General features: G+C 63.0%; 17 protein-coding genes and 1 other RNA gene. 9 read left to right on the top strand and 9 right to left on the bottom strand.

The annotated features are described in order from the left end of the window. Window positions 1-52: 52 nt before the first annotated feature. The 5 genes from recR to ffs form a co-directional block, all read right to left on the bottom strand. Window positions 53-658, bottom strand: coding sequence for a recombination mediator RecR (recR, locus tag BQ8482_RS04940; protein ID WP_123146497.1), 606 nt, complete (start codon window positions 656-658; stop codon window positions 53-55). Between the two features lie 278 nt (window positions 659-936). Further along, window positions 937-1,830, bottom strand: coding sequence for a cell wall hydrolase (locus tag BQ8482_RS04930; protein ID WP_123146496.1), 894 nt, complete (start codon window positions 1,828-1,830; stop codon window positions 937-939). Between the two features lie 260 nt (window positions 1,831-2,090). Next, window positions 2,091-2,414: a YbaB/EbfC family nucleoid-associated protein gene (locus tag BQ8482_RS04925; protein WP_123146495.1), complete on the bottom strand. Its 324-nt coding sequence runs from the start codon at window positions 2,412-2,414 to the stop codon at window positions 2,091-2,093. Window positions 2,415-2,497: 83 nt separating this feature from the next. Further along, on the bottom strand, window positions 2,498-4,345 hold the full coding sequence (locus tag BQ8482_RS04920; RefSeq protein WP_123146494.1) for a DNA polymerase III subunit gamma/tau: 1,848 nt from the start codon (window positions 4,343-4,345) through the stop codon (window positions 2,498-2,500). A gap of 104 nt (window positions 4,346-4,449) precedes the next feature. Beyond that, an RNA gene (gene ffs / locus BQ8482_RS04915) (signal recognition particle sRNA small type) lies at window positions 4,450-4,546 on the bottom strand. A gap of 250 nt (window positions 4,547-4,796) precedes the next feature. On the opposite strand from ffs, the gene BQ8482_RS04910 reads away from it, so the two are divergent. From BQ8482_RS04910 to BQ8482_RS04900, 3 genes are read left to right on the top strand one after another with little or no spacing between them, the layout of a single operon-like run. After that, window positions 4,797-5,216 (top strand): HIT domain-containing protein, encoded by a 420-nt coding sequence (locus BQ8482_RS04910; protein ID WP_123146493.1) that lies wholly within the window; start codon window positions 4,797-4,799, stop codon window positions 5,214-5,216. Window positions 5,217-5,250: 34 nt separating this feature from the next. After that, window positions 5,251-6,192 carry an NAD(+) diphosphatase gene (gene nudC, locus BQ8482_RS04905; protein WP_123146492.1) on the top strand — a complete coding sequence of 314 codons (942 nt, stop codon included), beginning with the start codon at window positions 5,251-5,253 and terminating at the stop codon, window positions 6,190-6,192. Between the two features lie 18 nt (window positions 6,193-6,210). Further along, a complete protein-coding gene (locus BQ8482_RS04900; protein ID WP_123146491.1) occupies window positions 6,211-6,504 on the top strand; it encodes a Dabb family protein in 294 nt (97 codons plus the stop codon). 41 nt (window positions 6,505-6,545) lie between these two features. On the opposite strand, the gene BQ8482_RS04895 is transcribed toward BQ8482_RS04900, so the two are convergent. The 4 genes from BQ8482_RS04895 to BQ8482_RS04880 all read right to left on the bottom strand — a co-directional run bounded on the left by BQ8482_RS04895 (window position 6,546) and on the right by BQ8482_RS04880 (window position 9,831). Next, entirely contained in the window at window positions 6,546-7,199 is a 654-nt protein-coding gene (locus tag BQ8482_RS04895) for a glutathione S-transferase family protein (RefSeq protein ID WP_123146490.1), read from the bottom strand. 147 nt (window positions 7,200-7,346) lie between these two features. Further along, window positions 7,347-8,147 carry an alpha/beta hydrolase gene (locus tag BQ8482_RS04890; RefSeq protein WP_123146489.1) on the bottom strand — a complete coding sequence of 267 codons (801 nt, stop codon included), beginning with the start codon at window positions 8,145-8,147 and terminating at the stop codon, window positions 7,347-7,349. 63 nt (window positions 8,148-8,210) lie between these two features. Beyond that, window positions 8,211-9,074: a prephenate dehydratase gene (locus BQ8482_RS04885; protein ID WP_123146488.1), complete on the bottom strand. Its 864-nt coding sequence runs from the start codon at window positions 9,072-9,074 to the stop codon at window positions 8,211-8,213. A 28-nt stretch (window positions 9,075-9,102) separates the two neighbouring features. Beyond that, entirely contained in the window at window positions 9,103-9,831 is a 729-nt protein-coding gene (locus tag BQ8482_RS04880) for a 3-deoxy-manno-octulosonate cytidylyltransferase (RefSeq protein ID WP_123146487.1), read from the bottom strand. A gap of 193 nt (window positions 9,832-10,024) precedes the next feature. Between BQ8482_RS04880 and BQ8482_RS04875 the strand changes: the two genes are divergently transcribed. The 6 genes from BQ8482_RS04875 to BQ8482_RS04850 all read left to right on the top strand — a co-directional run bounded on the left by BQ8482_RS04875 (window position 10,025) and on the right by BQ8482_RS04850 (window position 18,514). Then, window positions 10,025-10,699, top strand: a complete 675-nt coding sequence (locus BQ8482_RS04875) for a c-type cytochrome (RefSeq protein WP_123146486.1) — start codon at window positions 10,025-10,027, stop codon at window positions 10,697-10,699. Between the two features lie 159 nt (window positions 10,700-10,858). Continuing rightward, the gene (locus BQ8482_RS04870) at window positions 10,859-12,736 is read left to right on the top strand and encodes an extracellular solute-binding protein (RefSeq protein ID WP_123146485.1); all 1,878 of its coding nucleotides are present in this window, start codon (window positions 10,859-10,861) and stop codon (window positions 12,734-12,736) included. After that, entirely contained in the window at window positions 12,736-14,622 is a 1,887-nt protein-coding gene (locus BQ8482_RS04865) for an extracellular solute-binding protein (RefSeq protein ID WP_123146484.1), read from the top strand. Before BQ8482_RS04870 ends, BQ8482_RS04865 begins: the two co-directional genes overlap by 1 nt. Window positions 14,623-14,652: 30 nt before the next feature. Then, window positions 14,653-15,747, top strand: a complete 1,095-nt coding sequence (locus tag BQ8482_RS04860) for a microcin C ABC transporter permease YejB (protein ID WP_123146483.1) — start codon at window positions 14,653-14,655, stop codon at window positions 15,745-15,747. Then, the gene (locus BQ8482_RS04855; protein ID WP_123146482.1) at window positions 15,747-16,886 is read left to right on the top strand and encodes an ABC transporter permease; all 1,140 of its coding nucleotides are present in this window, start codon (window positions 15,747-15,749) and stop codon (window positions 16,884-16,886) included. Before BQ8482_RS04860 ends, BQ8482_RS04855 begins: the two co-directional genes overlap by 1 nt. Next, window positions 16,883-18,514 carry an ABC transporter ATP-binding protein gene (locus tag BQ8482_RS04850; protein WP_123146481.1) on the top strand — a complete coding sequence of 544 codons (1,632 nt, stop codon included), beginning with the start codon at window positions 16,883-16,885 and terminating at the stop codon, window positions 18,512-18,514. The genes BQ8482_RS04855 and BQ8482_RS04850 overlap by 4 nt, the downstream gene beginning before the upstream one ends. Window positions 18,515-18,525 lie beyond the last annotated feature (11 nt).

Genomic DNA, 18,525 nt, shown 5'->3' with positions numbered 1-18,525 from the left:
AGGACAGAGGGGGGCGCGAAGGAATGCAATCATCTCAATAGGCCCCCCTTCCTCAAAACGCCGTCCGCGAGCGCAGCGCGGCGGCCAGCGTGCCTTCGTCGAGATAGTCGAGTTCGCCGCCGACCGGGACGCCATGCGCCAGCCGCGTTACTTTGATGTCGAAGCCGGACAATTGATCGGTGAGATAATGCGCGGTGGTCTGGCCCTCGACCGTGGCGTTGACGGCAAGGATCACCTCCTTGACCTCGCCACCGGCGACGCGGTCGACCAGCGAGCGGATGTTGAGCTGCTCGGGGCCGATGCCGTCAAGCGGCGACAGCGAGCCGCCGAGCACGTGATAGCGGACATTCATAGCGGCCGCCCGCTCCAGCGCCCACAGGTCGGCCACGTCCTCGACGACGATAAGCGTGCCGGCGTCGCGGCGCGGATCGGTGCAGATCATGCAGGGGTCGGATGTATCGACATTGCCGCAGGCCGAGCAAATGCGCACCTTGTCGACCGCCTCGCTCATGGCGGCGGCCAGCGGCGACAGCAACTGCTCCTTCTTCTTGATGAGGTGAAGCGCTGCTCGCCTTGCCGAACGGGGCCCAAGCCCCGGCACCTTGGCCAGAAGCTGGATCAGGCGTTCGATCTCGGGACCGGCGATTCGCTTCGACATCGCATCGGTTTATGATTTTTCCGCACGCTTTGGAACACTCCTGCGGCGCGGCTGCCGCGAAACAATCGCTCAGGTTTGCGCTGCCCCTCATTGCCCTGCCGGGCATTTCTCCCCGTATAGTGACGGGGAGAAAGGGCGCCTTCGCAAAAGATTTCGCCAATCTCAAGCGCGCAGGAAAGGTGCCAAGGTTGCGGCCAGCCCTTTCTCCCCGTCACTATACGGGGAGAAGATGCCGGCAGGCAGATGAGGGGCGGCGCCGACGTCGACGGTCGATCGCCTCAGTAGGCTTCCAGCGGCCTGCCCTGGCCGGCGATCATCGCGCCAATGGCGTCGGTGTTCTCGGGTGTCGATTCAAACGACATCGTCGGCTCGGCCGGCGCCGCCGGGAATGACGTGACCGGTCGCGCACCGGCGGTGTCGCCGAAACGGGCGGCGTCCGGCTCCTGCATCGCCACAAGCGTCGTCTTCTCTGGCGTCGTCTTCTCTGTCGTCGCCTTTGCCGGTTGCGATGCGATTGCGGTCACGTAGGTTGCCTTGGCGAATTCTGCCTTGGCGGCCGGCGCCGCGGAGGCCACGAGCGTCACCGGTGCGGCGCGCGCCGAAGTCCGCGGTGCGGACTGTGCCATGGCGACCGTGGGCTCGTCCGGCAACGGTTTCCAGTTCCGGCCGCGCTTTTCGTAGAAGGCGTTGCCGCCGGCGACCATGGTGTAGTGCATGTTCTTGTAGGGGAAACGCAGGCCGGCGGTGTGAAAGAACATCGAGTTCTTCAGCTTGGCCTTGCGCTCGCCCTTGAGCACCGCCTCGGCGGCTTCCTCGACATCGGGCATCGCCTTCGAATTCATCCGCCGTGTCATCACGCCCGGCGCGAACTGGCCACGTTCGCCGACCACCTGGCAAATGGTGTTGCCGTGCTTGCCGGAGCGCAGCCGGTTCATCACCACCGTGCCGACGGCAATCATGCCGTCACGGCTCGACCGGTTGGATTCGAAGAACATCGCGCGCTGGAGGCACTCCTTGTCCTTCGCTGTGTGACTGTAGGGCCGGGACCTGACGGTATCGGTCCGGCTGGCTACGGACAGGCCGTGCGAGGTGGTCTGACTGCAGGCTGCCAAAAACAGCGGAGAGGTGATGACGCCGAGCCACAACGGCGTCTTCCATCGGGTCGCGCTCAAAGATATCCCCTCATTCTGTCGCCAGCCCGCCCCTGGTTGCGGCAAGAATGAGACACTTTCAGGCAAAAAGATGGCTAAAGCGTTATTCAGTGTGCGGAGTTGCCGAATGGACACACCGGTGGAGCAAGCGACCGCCGGATCGCGGCATGGCACTCCATGGCCACTATAACGGCATGGATCCTATCTTAGGATCTCCACAGGAGGGGCTTCCCCAAGGCTGGAGCAATGGGCTCAGTCGACCGCATAGCTATCAACACACCTTAGAACGGCAGCTTCATTCCCGGCGGTATCGGCAGTCCTGCGGTCAATGCCTGGGTCTTTTGCTGCATCATCTGCTCGACCTTGGCCCTGGCGTCATTGTGGGCGGCGAGAAGCAGATCCTCCAGAATCTCGACCTCGTCCTCCTTGAACAGCGACGGGTCGATTTTCAGGGACTTCATCTCGAATTTGCCGGTCAGCGTCACGCTGACCAGGCCGCCGCCGGCCTGTCCGGTGGCTTCCAACGTGGCGATCTCGTCCTGCATGGCCTGGAACTTGGCCTGCATTTCTTTCGCCTTGCCCATCAGGCCGAGAAGATCTTTCATCGCGTGGTCCTCTACGATTGATCTGGTTTCTTGTTTAAGCATGATCTTCTCCGAAAACCGGCTCCCACTTTTCGGGATCATGCTTAGGTTTCGTCGTCGTCTGTGGCCGGCTCGATCGGAACCTCTGCCTCCACCGCATCGGCTTCCGGTGCGTCGGGAATGCGCACGTCGATGATCTTGGCGCCGGGAAAACGCGCCAGGATAGCGGCGACGGTTGGGTCGCTCCTGGCATCGAGGAGCGCGTTTTCGCGTTTGGTCGATTCCATCTCGGCCAGCGTCTGGCCGCCCTCTTCCTTTGACAGCGAGATCAGCCAGCTGCGGCCGGTCCAGGCGCGCAATTTGGCGGTCAGATCGTTGAGCAGCATCTTCGGCGCGTCATCGGTCAGGCTGACGTCGATGCGGCCCGGCTCGATGCGCACCAGGCGCACGCAGCGCTTCACCAGCACCTTGAAGGCGATGTCGCGCTGGGCGTCGGCAAGGACGACGATGTCGGCCAGCGACTTCACCGGTACCGGCACCGGCGCATCCGCGACCGGCTCCGGCGCCGGAACGAAAGCCGCAGGCATCGGCTCGGGTGCTACCAGCCGCATCGTCTGCGCGCCGCCATTGGCCGTTGGCATCCGCGTCTGCGCCACGGCGCTGGCGCCGCCGTTGCTGGGATTTGCGGGGCCAGAATTTGCTGGGCCGGGGCTTGCCGGTCCAGAGCTTGCCGGCGCACCATTCAGGCGTGGCGCTCCACCCGGCACCGACGCTCCGCCCTCCAGCGATTTCAGCGCCTCGTCCAGTGTCGGCAGGTCGGCGGCATGCGCCAGCCGGATCAGCACCATTTCGGCGGCACTGACCGGCCGGTTGGAGGACTGCACCTCGGGAATGCCTTTCAACAGCATCTGCCAGGTCCGCGACAGCACCCTGACCGACAGCGCCTTGGCGAAATCGGCGCCGCGTCGTCGCTCGTCCTCGGACAGCGAGGCGTCCTCGAGCGCGGTCGGCACGAAGCGCAACCGGGTGACGAGGTGGTTGAACTCGGCAAGGTCGGTCAGCACCGCGGCCGGATCGGCGCCGGTGTCGTACTGGTTGCGGAATTCGGCCAGTGCGGCCGCCACGTCGCCCTTCATCACATATTCGAACAGGTCGACGATGCGGGCGCGGTCGGCGAGCCCCAGCATGGCGCGCACCGCTTCGGCGCTGACAGCGCCGCTGCCATGGGCGATCGCCTGGTCGAGAATGGACAGCGAATCGCGCGCCGACCCTTCGGCCGCGCGGGCGATCATCGCCAGCGCGTCGTCGTCGACGGCAATGCCTTCCCTAGCGGCGATCGAGGAGAGATGCGCGACCAGCGTGCCGGCATCGATACGCCTGAGGTCGAAGCGCTGGCAGCGCGACAAGACGGTGATCGGAACTTTTCGGATTTCGGTGGTGGCGAAGATGAATTTGACGTGCGGTGGTGGCTCTTCCAGCGTCTTCAGCAGGCCGTTGAAGGCCTGGGTCGAGAGCATGTGCACTTCGTCGATGATGTAGACCTTGTAGCGCGCAGATACCGGCGCGTAACGCACGCGCTCGATGATGTCTCTGATGTCGTCGATGCCAGTGTGCGAGGCGGCGTCCATCTCAATGACATCGACATGGCGGCCTTCCATGATCGCCTGGCAATGCTCGCCCAGCACCGCAAGATCGACCGAAGGCTGGTCGACGGTCGATGTTTTGTAGTTCAGGGCCCGCGCGAGTATGCGCGCCGTCGTCGTCTTGCCGACACCGCGCACGCCGGTCAGCATCCAGGCCTGGGCTATCCGGCCGGTGGCGAAGGCGTTGGTGAGGGTGCGGACCATCGGCTCCTGGCCGATCAGTTCGGAGAAATTCGCAGGACGGTATTTGCGCGCCAGAACGCGATAGGCGGCGGCCTTTTCCGTTCCCGAATTTCCGGCTTCGCTCATTCGCCCGTAAAGCTCCAAGGCCGCGCCTGCAGGCGGCCGATTCCTGCGCATAGTTTCGCCCGCAGGGCTTAGCGCCGTCAATGTCGCGGGAGAAAGGCGAAGAGGTGGGAGGCTGGAACAATGACCCGTTCCGGGCTCGTTAGGGCTGCTTCCTTCCGGACCTGACCCGGTTGGCGAGTGGACCGTCCACCACCAACCTCCCGCTTTCCATATCGGCAATTCGGCGATGAAATGCAAGGGCGCAGGATCAATCAGCCGGGAGTGGCGTCGAAAGCTGAAACAAAAAAACCCGCCTCGGGGCGGGTCATTGGCGCAAATCAGCACCATGCCCAAACCATTAGCATAACTGCCGTCACAAAGCAACGATTCGCTTGCCGCCTCTTGCGGGCCACCGGCAGCCGCTCTAGCGTTCAAAAGTCTAAAAAACACGACAAAAGTGAAGGAAACGCCGATGTCGCCGGGCCTCGAGGCCGGATTCACGCTGGATGCCCGCCTGGAGGCGGACAGCGAGCAGTTGATGTGGCTCGGCTTGTGCGAGTTGCGGGTGATGAACGACCGCCGCTGGCCGTGGCTGCTCCTGGTGCCGCAGCGGCCGGGCGCGGAGGAAATCCATGATTTGACGCCGCTCGACCAGGCGATGCTGACCTTCGAGACCAACATGGTGGCGCAGGCGCTGAAAAGCGTAACCGGCTGCACCAAGATAAACAGCGGCGCACTTGGCAACATCGTCCGCCAGTTGCATGTCCATGTCATCGCGCGCTCGGAGGGGGATCCCGGCTGGCCGGGCCCGGTGTGGGGGCACGGCATGCGCGAGCCCTACCAGCGGTCGGACCTCCGCCGGTTTGCGCAACAGATAAAGGCGGCGCTATAAGCCTGTCCCTTGTCCATCGTGAAGTTGAGTCCCCATGAGCTTCCGCCTGTTTGACGCGCCCTTGCGTGAGCCGAGCCAATTCGTCGGCTTCGCCGGCAACATGATCGACCGGCAATCGGAAAACCGCGCCGACGATTCCGTCGAAAAGGCCCTCGCCGATCCCTCGGCCAGGCTTTTGCTGATGCATTGCGGGCGGCTCTACCTGAAGCTCAGCGATGGTGGCTTCGACCCCTGGTTCGGCGCCGAGGAAAGCCGGCTGCTCCGGGCGTGGCTCGACCATGGCGTCCTGCTCGGTTTTTCCGACAGCGGCCCGGTGCTCGCGGTGCCGGCCGGGCTCGATCCCGAACAACTGCCGGAGACGATCAAGGCCATCGACTATCGCTCGGTCTATATGCAGGGGCTGATCGACGAAGCGGCGGCCGGCGCGATGGCGCAAGGAGCTGCATTGCTCGCCTGGCATGCCAGCCACCGCTTCTGCAGCAAATGCGGCGCTGAAGCCGAAATGCGGGCCGGCGGCTACAAGCGGCTTTGCGCGGCCTGCGCCACCGAGCATTTTCCGCGCACCGACCCGGTGGCGATCATGCTGACGGCGACGCGCGAAAAATGCCTGCTAGGCCGCGGCCGGCATTTCGCGCCGGGCATGTATTCGGCACTTGCCGGCTTCATCGAACCGGGCGAGACAATCGAGGCGGCGGTGCGCCGTGAAACGCTGGAGGAAGCCGGCATCCGGCTTGGCCGCGTCGTCTATCACGCCAGCCAGCCCTGGCCATTTCCCTATTCGCTGATGATCGGCTGTTTCGGCGAGCCGCTCAACGACGACATCCAGGCCGACCTCAACGAACTGGAAGACTGCCGCTGGTTCTTTCGCGACGAGGTGCTGTGGATGCTGGCCCGCGAGCATCCGGACGGCCTGGTCACGCCGCCGAAGGGGGCGATCGCCTATAATCTCATCCGCGCCTGGGCAGACAGCGCGTAAAACTCATAGGGGGACAAAATGATCCGTCACACAGTGGTGTTCAGGCTGAAGCACAAGGACAGCTCAGTCGAGGAGAAGAAATTCCTTGCCGACGCGAAAATATTGGCGGCGATACCGGACGTCGAAAAGTTCGAGCAGTTGCGGCAGGTCAGCCCGAAGAACGATTATCGCTTCGGCTTCTCGATGGAGTTCGCCGACCAGGCCGCCTATTCCCGCTATAACGACCATCCCGACCACGTCGCCTTCGTCCGCGACCGTTGGATCCCAGAGGTCGCGGCGTTTTTGGAGATCGACTACGCGCCGCTGAGCTAGGCATCAATCATTCGAGCAAGTTCGACCGAGAGCAGCCATCATCAGCCGGTCGGTGACTTGCCAGTGAAAATCGCCAGTTGAGCGGCGAAAGCACGCTTGTAGGCGGGCCGGGCTTCGCCGCGGGCGACATAGGCGGAGAGGTTCGGATATTCGTCGAGTATACCCGACCCGCTCAACCTTAGCAGCACGTGCACCATCATCAGGTCCCCGGCGCTGAACGCACCATCGAGCCAGTCGGCATCGCCAAGGCGACCGGAAAGCTCGCCCAGCCGGTCACGGATGCGATCCTCGACCATAGGCAGGCGCTGTTCGTGCCAGGTCTCGTCGCGCTCCAGGAGCACGGCGGTTTGGCGCTCAAGGATCGGCGGCTCCACGGTGTTTAGCGCGGCAAACATCCATGAGATTGCGCGCGCCCTGGCATTCGCATCGTCTGGCAACAGGCCCGCATGGCGCTCGGCGATATGGAGCACGATCGCCCCCGACTCGAACAGCGCAAGATCACCTTCCTCATAGGTCGGAATCTGCCCGAAAGGATGAAGCGCGAGATGCGTGGGTTCCTTCATCGCTTTGAACGAAACAAGACGAACCTGGTAAGGTTGGCCCACTTCTTCAAGCGCCCAGCGAACACGCATGTCGCGCGCCAGTCCCCTGCCGCGATCGGGCGACTGCTCAAAGGCGGTGATGGTGGGGATCATTGGAAGGCCCCGGATGATTGCATGACGCCATCGTGCGTGACGTCGTCGATTGAGATCGGTTTCCTCATCTCGGTCGTCTCCCTTCTTCGATCGTGGCAACCAAAGGACGAATGTCGATCCGGAATTCCGACATCTGGGAACTGCTCGTCAATCGCGCGTGACCGCCGCAACGGAGGCGCGTAGCGCTCCGGCGAAGTCGGGATGGCCATAGAGGTCGTTGTGGCCAGCCGCTATGGCGATGTGGCTGCGCAGATCACGGGCAGCCTCGCGCAGAGGTGCCGAACGTGCCGCAGGAACGATGGTGTCGTTTTCGGCGACAATGACGGCCGTGGGCACATCGAGGTCGCGCAGCGTTTCTGCCGTCTCCATGCGGTGCCGCAGCAAGAGGCGAACCGGCAGCCAGGCATAGTGGTGAGCGGCGAGTTCTTTCAGCGAATCGAAGGGCGTAACCATGACGATGCCACGCAGGGGCCGGGCCGTCGCCAGATCGACCGCGACCGCAGCGCCGACGCTAAGGCCGATGGCGACGATGCCGGCTTTGGCATCGCTGGCCAGATGGTCATGGGCGCGTCGGGCGTCCTCGAACAGGGCGGAAGCCGACGGGCTTCCGCTGCTCGGCGCATAGCCGCGGTAGTGCAGCGCAGCGACCTCATGTTCGGGGAATAGCTGGTGCAGCATCAGGGCAAGCGCGTCGGCGTTCCAGGCATTGCCGGCGAATCCCAGCAGGAGCGGGCGTGGCTCGGCCGCCTGTCTTGCCGGCAGGCGTACCAGAACGACGCGCTCGCCATCCTCCGTCGCCAGCTCGACATGGCGTGCCCCGGCCGGCAGATCGGGTCCGAACGCCGCAAGACCGGCCGGAAAGATCAGCCAGGACTGAAGCACATACACGACGGCGACAAAGACCGCATACAATCCAGCGATTGCGAGCGTCAGTTTCAGAAGCCACATCGCAGGAATGTCGCCCGACGCTCGTCAGCTGGCAAGGCGCTAGGACCGGACGCCGCAGGGGAGCTAGTCCGCCACCTTCCATTGCTCGCGCGACTGGCTGGCCGGATAGACGCCCAGAATCCGCATTTCGCGCGAGAAGAAGGCAAGCTCGTCGAGCGCCAGTTTTACCAGCGGGTCGTCGGGATGGCCCTCGATATCGGCATAAAACAGGGTCGCGGTGAATGCGCCGAGCTGGTAGCTCTCCAGCTTGGTCATATTGATGCCGTTGGTGGCAAAGCCGCCCATCGCCTTGTAGAGCGCGGCCGGCACGTTGCGGACGCGGAAGATGAACGTCGTCATCATCCTGGCGTCGGCCGAGGGACGTTCGGCCCATTGCCTGTTCCTGGTCAGCACGACGAAGCGGGTGACGTTGCTGTCGGTATCCTCGACATTCTCCTCGATGATGTCGAGCCCGTAGAGCGTCGACGCCAGCGCCGGCGCCAACGCCGCCATGGTGCGGTCCTTCAGCTCGGCGACCAGCTTGGCGGCGCCCGCCGTGTCGCCGGCGACCACCGGCTTCCAGCCGTTCTTGCGGATGTATTTGCGGCACTGGCCGAGCGCATGGATGTGGCTGTGCACGGTCCTGATCTCGTCGCGCCTGACGCCCGGCAAGACCATCAGCTGGAAATGGATCGGCAGGAAATATTCGCCGACGATGTGCAGCTTCGATTCCGGCAGGAGATGGTGGATGTCGGCGACGCGCCCGGCAATCGTGTTCTCGATCGGGATCATGGCGAGGTCGGCCTTGCCGGTCTCGACCGCATTGAAGGCATCCTCGAAGGTCGGGCACGGCAACGGCTCCATATCAGGGAACATGTTGCGGCAGGCAGTGTCGGAATTGGCGCCCGGCTCGCCCTGGAAGGCTATTCTGTTGGTTTTTTCAGGCATGCCAAATGTCTCAGGTTGACCAGATGTCTCAGGTTGAAAGGATGGTTCTGGCGCGTTCGAGATCGTCCGGCGTGTCGACGCCGAACGGCGCCGACTGCACGATTTCGGCATCGATGCGCATGCCGGCCTCGATCGCCCGCAACTGCTCGAGCTTCTCGCGCCGTTCCAGCGGCGACGGCTTCAGCGCGACGAAGCGCTCGAGCGCTGAGCGGCGATAGGCATAGAGGCCGATGTGATGATAGAGCGGCCCCTCGCCCCAGGGTGCGGTGGCGCGGGTGAAGTAGAGCGCCCGCAGCCGTGTCTCCGACAGCGGCGAGCCGACGATCTTGACGACATTCGGATTGGTCTTTTCCTCGTCGCGGACGATCTCGATGCCGAGCGTGGCGATGTCGACCGTCGCATCCTCAAAAGGCCTCAGCGCGGCATTGATGATGTCGGGATCGATGGTCGGCAGGTCGCCTTGCACATTGACGATCGTTTCGACCTTACGCCCGGGATCCAGCGTGACCAGCGCCTCGAAGATGCGGTCTGAGCCCGATTCGTGGCCCACCCGCGTCATCACCGCCTCGAACCCGTGCGCGCGCACCGCCTCCGCCACGCTTTCAGTATCGGTGGCGACCACCACCCGGCCGAGCCCGGCTTCGGCGGCGCGGCGGGCGACATGGACAATCATCGGGACGCCGGCGATGTCGGCCAGCGGCTTGCCCGGCAGGCGGGTCGAGGCCATGCGGGCCGGGATGAGAATGAGCGTGGACATCGGGTGATGAAGCGTCCGAAAAAGAGGAAGGGAAAAGTGGCAAAAGGTCTCACTGGAAGCGCCCTTATAGGTGTTGCAACGCCAGAGCAAAAGACCTAGTTTCCGCCCGATTTGACCGCCTCGCGGGGTGGTTCACGATTACCGACGGACGGAGTGGACAGATCGGTCCGCCGGAAAAGGGAGCCTGGGGCGTATGGACTCTTTCGAAATCAACAAGCTGATCGGCGGCCTGCTCGGAACCGTGTTCGTCGTCTTCTCGATCGGCATCATATCCGATGCGCTGTTCGCCTCCCCCGCACCGGAAAAACCCGGCTTCGCCATCGAGGCGACCGAGGAGCCTGCCGAAGGCGGCCCGGCAGCCCCCGCTGCAGAAGCCAAGCCGATCGCCGACCTTCTGGCCAACGCCAATGTCGAGGCGGGCGCCGCCGTGTTCAAGAAGTGCCAGGCCTGCCACACCGGCGAAAAGGGCGGGCCGAACAAGGTCGGCCCCGACCTCTGGGACCTCATCGACCGTCCCGTCGCCGAGCATGGGGGCTTCGCCTATTCGGCCGGTATGAAGGAGTTTTCCAAGGGCGGCGCTGAGAAGTGGACCTACGACAACATCAACCACTTCCTCCTCTCGCCGAAGAAGTTCGTGAAGGGCACGGCGATGGGCTTCGCCGGCCTGCCGAAGGACGAGGACCGCGCCAACGTCATCGCCTATCTGCGCACGCTGTCGGACAGTCCGAAGCCGCTGCCGACGCCTGGCGCTTCAGCGGATGCGGCTGCCCCCGCCGAAGGCGCGGCGCCGGCCAAACCGGCAGAGGGTGAGGCACCGGCCGCACCTGCGCCGGCCCCTGCTGCTCCCGCACCAGCTCCGGCGCAATAACGCAATAGTAATCGAAACATTCCTTGAAAAAGCCGGGTTCAGCCCGGCTTTTTCAATGGGAAAAGCGCATGTGCGGCGACAAAGCCGGCCTGTCGCGGTTTTCATGAGCGTCAAATGAACTAGATTGTCCGCTAACAGCTATCGCACAGAGGAGAAGGCATGACGGTTGGCCGAACGTTTCTCAGATCGATGCTGGTTGTGGCGGCTTTTGCCGGCGGCCTGCAGGCAGCCTTTGCGGACGAATGGCGCACCACCTCGTCGCTGATCGGCGAATCCAAATATGGCAATAACTTCCAGCACTACGACTACGTCAATCCGGACGCACCGAAGGGCGGCACGCTGAATTCGGTGGTGCTCGGCACGTTCGACAGCTTCAATCCCTTTATCGTCCAGGGTTCCGCCGCGGCCGGCTTCGCCCCTTTCGGCGGCGGCTTGCTCTATGACACGCTGATGGAGCAGGCGACCGACGAAGGCAGCGTCAGCCATCCGCTGATCGCCGACGCCTACAAACATCCGGACGACTATTCGTCGGCAACCTACCGCCTCGACCCGCGCGCCAAATGGCATGACGGCAAACCGATCACCACCGACGACGTAATCTGGTCGTTTCAGGTGCTGAAGGCCAACAGCCCGATGTACAGCCGCTATTTCGAGAACGTCACCGATGCGGTCGCGGTTTCCGACCGCGAGGTCGAGTTCCATTTCGACCAGAAGGGCAACCGGGAATTGCCCAAGATTCTCGGCGATCTCGTCGTGCTGCCGAAGCACTGGTGGGAAGGCACCGACGCCACCGGCAAGAAGCGCGACATCACCAGGCCGACGCAGGAGCCGCCGCTCGGCTCGGCCGCCTACAAGATCGCCAGCTTCAAACCGGGCTCTGAAATCATCTGGCAGAGGGTTCCGGACTACTGGGCTGCCAAACTGCCGGTGAAGATCGGCCGCGAGAATTTCGACAGGCAGCGTTTCAGCTACTTTCTCGACGACAATGCGGCCTGGCAAGCCTTCACCAAGGGCGGATTGCATGACATCAGGCCGGAAAACAGTTCGAGGCGCTGGAACACTGCCTATAATTTCCCGGCGGTCCAGGCCGGCGACGTCATCAAGCAGGAATTTAAGACCGCGTCGCCCGAACCGATGCAGGCCTTCATGCTCAACACAAGGCGTCCGCTGTTTGGGGATCGTCTGGTGCGCGCCGCGCTGACTTACCCGCTCGACTTCGAGACCATGAATCGTACCTTGTTCTTCGGTTCCAACACCCGTACCAGCAGTTACTTCCAAGGCACCGAACTGGCATCGAGCGGCCTGCCGCAAGGCAAGGAGTTGGAAATCCTCGAGCCATATCGCGACAAGCTGCCGCCCGAAGTCTTCACCCAGGAATTCAAGCTGCCGGTCTACGATTCGCCACAGGCGGAACGCAAGTATCTCAAGACTGCGGTCGATCTCTTCGCCAAGGCGGGCTGGGTGATCAAGGGCGGCAAGATGGTCAATGCCAAGACGGGCGAGCCTTTCAAGTTCGAAATCCTCGGCTGGAACGATACCGACCAGGTCCTTTCCAGTCCCTACATCGCCAATCTGCGCAAGATCGGTGTCGACGCCACGCTGCGGCTGATCGACCAGACCCAGTACATCAACCGCGTCAACAACTTCGATTTCGACGTCACCATATCGCAGCTGGGACAGTCGGATTCGCCGGGCAATGAGCAGCGTGATTTCTGGAGCTCCAAGGCCGCCGACACGCCTGGATCGCGCAACTACGCCGGCATCAAGAATCCGGTCGTTGATGCGCTGGTTGACCGCGTCATCTTTGCCACCGACCGCGACGATCTGGTTGCTGCCACCCAAGCGCTCGACCGGGTGCTGCTGTGGAATTACTATGTCGTGCCGCAACACCACCGGTCGGTGGTCTGGACAGCCTATTGGAACAAGTTCGGCATCCCGGAAAAGCAGCCGACCTATAGCGGCGTCGACCAGAATTCCTGGTGGATCGATCCGGACAAGGAAAAGGCGCTGGCGGCAAAATACAAGAGTGGCAATTGATGGCGGCGCTCCCCCGCCGCGCCCCTCTGGCCCGCCGCGACTTTCTGGCCCTGAGCGCCGCGGCCACGGCGGCAGCTTTGCTGCCCGGCCGGGCCTTCGCCGCCATCCCGACCGGCGTCAAGCTGCACGGCCTGTCGGCCTTCGGCGACCTCAAATATTCCCTAGATTTCAGGCATTTCGACTATGTCAATCCGGACGCCGCCAAGGGCGGCCAGATGAATTTCGCACCGCCGAACTCCACCTTCAATCAGAGCTTCCTGACGTTCAACACGCTGAATTCGCTGGTGTTGAGGGGGGAATCGCCGCCGCGCACCGAACTCTGTTTCGATTCGCTGATGGCAAGCGCACTCGATGAGCCGGATGCGGTCTATGGCCGGCTTGCCGAGTCCGTTACCCTGTCGCCGGACCGCAATGGCTTCCGCTTCAGCCTGCGACCGCAAGCGCGCTTCCACGACGGCTCGCCACTGACCGCGGCGGACGTGGCCTTTGCATTGAAGCTTTACAAGGGCAAGGGTCACCCGAACCTTTCCCAGGCGTTGCGGCATATGATGGAAGCGGTCGCCGTCGATCCGGTTACCGTCGACCTCACCTTCAACGGCAAACAGTCCGCGCAGAATATCCTCGCGATCGTTGCAATGCCGATCGTGTCCAAGGCTTTCTATACGGTCAACGAATTCGATGCCTCGACGATGAAACCGCCGCTCAGCTCCGGACCATACAAAATAGGGCGCGTGGCCGCCGGACAGACCATCGAATATGAACGCGTCGCCGACTATTGGGGCAGGGATCTGGCCGTGAACCGCGGCCTCTATAATTTCGACCGCATCCGCATCGACTTTTACATTAATCGCCAGGCAGCGTTTGAAGCCCTGAAGAAGGGGGACACGCATTTTCGCGAGGAATTTACCTCGCGGGTATGGGCGACCGGTTACGACTTTCCGGCGCTGAAGGACGGCAGGGTCGTCAAACGCGAATTTCCCGGCGAGAAAACGCCATCCATGCAGGCTGTCGCGCTGAACCAGCGTCGTGCGCAATTCCGCGATGTGCGCGTCAGACGAGCGATCGCCAATTGCTTCGATTTCGAATGGACCAAGCGGGTTCTGTTTTACGGCGCCTACGAGCGCTCGCAATCGAACTTCGAAAGGTCGGATTACAAGGCCGAGGGCCTGCCCTCGCCCGAGGAATTGGCCCTGCTGGAGCCGTTCCGAGCCGAGTTGCCGCCGGAAACCTTCGGCGAAGCGCTGATGCAGCCTGTCTCCGACGGTTCGGGCCATGACCGCAAGCTGCTGCGCGCGGCTTCGAGACTGCTCGCCGAAGCCGGCTGGAAGCGAGCCGGCAATTTCGTCGTCAATGAAAAGGGCGAGCGATTGCGGGTGGAAATGCTGGCCGAGGACGATGGCATCGTTCGGCTTTTCTCCCCGTGGGCCGAGAACATGAAAACGATCGGAATCGACGCTTCGATCCGGCAGGTCGATTCGACTCAATATGAACAGCGGCAGAGCAATTTCGACTTCGATTTCAGCCTGCTCGCGTGGTCGATCGGGGCGACGCCGACGGCCGACGGCCTGGAGATCCTCTATGATTCCCGGATGGCGAAAACGCCGGGGATGCGCAACTATCCCGGTACGGAAAGCAAAGCCATCGACGCGCTGATCGAGGCAGCCGGCAAAGCGCAGAGCCGGATCGAACTGGTCACGGTGCTCAAAGCGCTCGATCGGGTCTTGCGCGCACGGCTAGACTGGATTCCAACATATTATCTCGCGAATCACCGAGTCGCGTATTGGGACATGTTCGGCTTTCCCGAGCAGAAGCCCGATTTCGGCTTTCCGGTCGAGGCGCTGTGGTGGTTCGACAAGGACAAGGCGGCAAAAATTGGCAAAGCCTGAGATTTTCGCTCAAGCAGGGCAGAGAGCCTGATGGGCGCCTATATCCTGCGCCGCATCCTGCTGATGATCCCGACCCTGTTCGGCATCATGGCGGTGTCCTTCGCCGTCATCCAGTTCGCGCCGGGCGGGCCGGTCGAGCAGGTGATCGCCAGGCTGACCAACCAGGGCGGCAGCGATCGGCTTGGCGGCGGCGGTGGTGACGCCGGCGCCACCAATGTCGACGTGGCCGGCGACGTCGGTTCGAAATATCGCGGCGCGCAAGGGCTCGACCCCGAATTCATCGCCAAGCTGGAAAAGCAATTCGGTTTCGACAAGCCACCGCTCGAGCGCTTCGGCATGATGCTGTGGAATTATATCCGGTTCGATTTCGGCGACAGCTATTTCCGTGACATTTCGGTGATCGAGCTGATCCTGGAGAAGATGCCGGTGTCGATCTCGATCGGGCTGTGGATCACGCTGCTGTCCTACCTGATCTCGATCCCGCTCGGCATCCGCAAGGCAGTCAAGGACGGCTCGGCATTCGACGTATGGACCAGCGGCGTCGTCATCGTCGGCTATGCCATTCCGGGCTTCCTGTTCGGCATCCTGCTGATGGTGCTGTTTGCCGGCGGATCGTTCTACGACTGGTTCCCGCTGCGCGGCATCACCTCCGACAATTGGGACCAGCTGTCCTGGCCAGCGCGGATCGTCGACTATCTCTGGCACATGACCTTGCCGCTGACGGCGCTGGTGCTGTCGGCCTTCGCCACCACGACGCTGCTGACCAAGAATTCGTTCCTTGAGGAAATCCGCAAACAGTATGTGGTGACCGCGCGCGCCAAGGGTCTGTCGGAACGGCAGGTGCTCTACGGGCATGTGTTCCGCAACGCCATGCTGATCGTCGTCGCCGGCTTTCCGGGCGCCTTCATCTCGGCCTTCTTCACCGGCTCGCTGCTGATCGAGAACATCTTTTCGCTCGATGGCCTCGGCCTGCTCGGTTTCAGGTCGGTGGTCGAGCGCGACTACCCGGTGGTGTTCGCCAATCTGTACATCTTCTCGCTGCTTGGCCTGATTGTCGGGCTCCTGTCCGACCTGATCTACACCTGGGTCGACCCGCGCATCGACTTCGAGCGGAGAGACGTCTGATGGCCGGGGCCGCAGCCGAAACGGCGCCCGGCCGGATCGCCCGACCCTGGCTGTCGCCGCTCAACCAACGGCGCCTGCAGAATTTTAGGGCCAACCGGCGCGGCTATTGGTCGTTGTGGATCTTTCTCGTGCTTTTCGTGCTGTCGCTGTTTTCCGAATGGATCGCCAACGATAAGCCGGTCCTCGTCTCCTACAAGGGCGAGATCCTGTTTCCGGTCGTGGTCGCTTATCCCGAGGAGAAGTTCGGCGGCTTTTATGCGGTCACCGACTATCGTGACCCGGTCATCCAGGACGAGATCAATGCCCATGGCTGGATGATCTGGCCTCCGGTCCGCTACTCCTACCGGACCGTCAACAACGCCATCCCCGAGGCGGCGCCCACCAAGCCGTCCTGGCTCTATGACGCCGAGACACGCTGCAACCAGTATCCGCAAGGCGCCGCCGACCCCAATTGCGTCGTCGGCAACTGGAACTGGCTAGGCACCGACGACCAGGCCCGCGACGTGCTGGCGCGCGTCATCTACGGTTTCAGGGTCTCGGTGCTGTTCGGCCTGATCCTCACCGCCGGCTCGGCGCTGATCGGCGTGACGGCCGGCGCATTGCAGGGCTATTTCGGCGGCTGGACCGACCTTCTGTTCCAGCGCTTCATAGAGATCTGGTCGGCGATCCCGGTGCTTTATCTCTTGCTGATCGTCGCCGCCATTCTGCCGCCCGGCTTCTTCATCCTGCTCGGGCTGATGCTGTTGTTCTCCTGGGTTGCGCTGGTCGGCGTGGTGCGGGCCGAGTTCCTGCGCGCCCGCAACTTCGAATATGTCAACGCCGCCCGCGCGCTCGGCGTACCCAACGGTACCATCATGTTCCGGCATCTGTTGCCCAACGCCATGGTGGCGACGCTGACCTTCCTGCCCTTCCTGCTCAGCGGCTCGATCTCGACGCTGACCTCACTCGACTACCTTGGGTTCGGCCTGCCGCCCGGCTCGGCCTCGCTGGGCGAGCTCCTCAAGCAGGCGCAGCGCAACCTCAACGCGCCATGGCTGGGCATTTCCGGCTTCGTCGTCATATCGCTGATGCTGTCGCTGCTGGTCTTCGTCGGCGAGGCGACCCGCGACGCCTTCGATCCGCGCAAGACGTTCAGATGAGCGAAGCCACTCTCCTCTCGGTCCGCGACCTCAGCGTCGCCTTCGTGCAGGAAGGCCGCCAGTCGATGGCCGTCGACCACATCTCCTTCGACATCGCCAAGGGCGAGACGGTGGCGCTGGTCGGCGAATCCGGCTCCGGCAAGTCGGTCACGGCGCTGTCGGTGCTGAAGCTGCTGCCCTATCCAGCCGCCAGCCATCCGTCGGGAAAGATCCTGTTCCAGGGCGCCGACCTGCTCGCCACCGACGAGAAGGCATTGCGCCGCGTGCGCGGCAACAAGATCACCATGATCTTCCAGGAGCCGATGACCTCGCTCAACCCGCTGCACACGATCGAGCAGCAGATCGTCGAGGTGCTGACGCTGCACCAGGGCCTGGGTGACCGCCAAGCCAAGGCGCGCACCCTGGAGCTGCTCAACGAGGTCGGCATCCGCGAGCCGGAGAAGCGGCTCGACGCTTATCCGCACCAGCTTTCCGGCGGCCAGCGCCAGCGCGTCATGATCGCCATGGCGCTGGCCAACGAGCCGGAACTGCTGATCGCCGACGAGCCGACGACGGCACTCGACGTCACCGTGCAGGCACAAATCCTCGAACTGCTTGCGGAGCTGAAGAGCCGCAAGGGCATGTCGATGCTGTTCATCACCCACGATCTCGGCATCGTCAGAAAGATCACTGACCGGGTCTGCGTGATGACCAAGGGCAAGATCGTCGAGACCGGGCCGACGAAAGATATCTTCGCTAACCCGCAGCACAGCTATACGCGGCATCTGCTTGCCGCTGAACCGAAAGGCAAGCCGCCCGCCGCCAACGCTGCCGCCAAGCCGGTCATGACCGGCCAGGACATAAAAGTCTGGTTTCCGATCAAGAAAGGCTTCTTCCGGCGCACCGTCGACAATGTGAAGGCGGTCGACGGCATCGACGTCACCGTGCGCGCCGGCCAGACGCTCGGCGTCGTCGGCGAATCCGGCTCTGGCAAGACGACGCTCGGCCTGGCGCTGGCCAGGATGATCTCGTCGACCGGGACCATTCAGTTCAACGGGCGCGATATCAACGAACTGTCATTCAACGCCATGCGGCCGCTGCGGCGCGAGCTGCAGATCGTCTTCCAGGATCCGTTCGGGTCATTGAGCCCGCGCATGTCGGTCTCCGAGATCATCGAGGAAGGATTGAAGATCCACGAGCCTAAGCTGTCGCCCGATGAACGCGACAAGCGCATCGTCGATGTGCTCGGGGAAGTCGGGCTCGAACCCGCCACGCGCAATCGCTATCCGCACGAGTTTTCCGGTGGCCAGCGCCAGCGCATCGCCATCGCCCGCGCCATGGTGCTCAACCCGCGCTTCGTCATGCTGGACGAGCCGACCTCGGCCCTCGATATGAGCGTGCAGGCGCAGGTGGTCGATCTTCTGCGCAGCCTGCAGGCGAAGCACGACCTCGCCTATCTGTTCATCAGCCACGATCTGAAGGTCATCCGCGCGCTTGCCAACGACGTGATCGTCATGCGCAATGGCAGGATCGTCGAAGCCGGCCCATCCGAACAGATTTTCGAACGGCCGCAGACCGACTATACCAAGGCGCTGATCTCGGCCGCGTTCAGGATCGAGACGGCGCCGGTCGGCATCGTCAGCGAGTAGACTGTACCGCA

Origin of the sequence: Mesorhizobium delmotii, assembly GCF_900149755.1 — a bacterium.
GTDB classification, from domain to species: Bacteria; Pseudomonadota; Alphaproteobacteria; order Rhizobiales; family Rhizobiaceae; genus Mesorhizobium; species Mesorhizobium delmotii.
Note: the sequence above shows the minus strand (reverse complement) of the source record. Positions and strands in the feature narration are given on the sequence as shown.

Bases quoted from the DNA above. Each gene is read 5' to 3' on its own strand.
- recR (WP_123146497.1), bottom strand. From the start codon at position 658: ATGTCGAAGCGAATCGCCGGTCCCGAGATCGAACGCCTGATCCAGCTT.
- BQ8482_RS04925 (WP_123146495.1), bottom strand. From the start codon at position 2,414: ATGAAAGATCTTCTCGGCCTGATGGGCAAGGCGAAAGAAATGCAGGCC.
- BQ8482_RS04920 (WP_123146494.1), bottom strand. From the start codon at position 4,345: ATGAGCGAAGCCGGAAATTCGGGAACGGAAAAGGCCGCCGCCTATCGC.
- BQ8482_RS04910 (WP_123146493.1), top strand. From the start codon at position 4,797: ATGTCGCCGGGCCTCGAGGCCGGATTCACGCTGGATGCCCGCCTGGAG.
- nudC (WP_123146492.1), top strand. From the start codon at position 5,251: ATGAGCTTCCGCCTGTTTGACGCGCCCTTGCGTGAGCCGAGCCAATTC.
- BQ8482_RS04900 (WP_123146491.1), top strand. From the start codon at position 6,211: ATGATCCGTCACACAGTGGTGTTCAGGCTGAAGCACAAGGACAGCTCA.
- BQ8482_RS04895 (WP_123146490.1), bottom strand. From the start codon at position 7,199: ATGATCCCCACCATCACCGCCTTTGAGCAGTCGCCCGATCGCGGCAGG.
- BQ8482_RS04890 (WP_123146489.1), bottom strand. From the start codon at position 8,147: ATGTGGCTTCTGAAACTGACGCTCGCAATCGCTGGATTGTATGCGGTC.
- BQ8482_RS04885 (WP_123146488.1), bottom strand. From the start codon at position 9,074: ATGCCTGAAAAAACCAACAGAATAGCCTTCCAGGGCGAGCCGGGCGCC.
- BQ8482_RS04880 (WP_123146487.1), bottom strand. From the start codon at position 9,831: ATGTCCACGCTCATTCTCATCCCGGCCCGCATGGCCTCGACCCGCCTG.
- BQ8482_RS04875 (WP_123146486.1), top strand. From the start codon at position 10,025: ATGGACTCTTTCGAAATCAACAAGCTGATCGGCGGCCTGCTCGGAACC.
- BQ8482_RS04870 (WP_123146485.1), top strand. From the start codon at position 10,859: ATGACGGTTGGCCGAACGTTTCTCAGATCGATGCTGGTTGTGGCGGCT.
- BQ8482_RS04865 (WP_123146484.1), top strand. From the start codon at position 12,736: ATGGCGGCGCTCCCCCGCCGCGCCCCTCTGGCCCGCCGCGACTTTCTG.
- BQ8482_RS04860 (WP_123146483.1), top strand. From the start codon at position 14,653: ATGGGCGCCTATATCCTGCGCCGCATCCTGCTGATGATCCCGACCCTG.
- BQ8482_RS04855 (WP_123146482.1), top strand. From the start codon at position 15,747: ATGGCCGGGGCCGCAGCCGAAACGGCGCCCGGCCGGATCGCCCGACCC.
- BQ8482_RS04850 (WP_123146481.1), top strand. From the start codon at position 16,883: ATGAGCGAAGCCACTCTCCTCTCGGTCCGCGACCTCAGCGTCGCCTTC.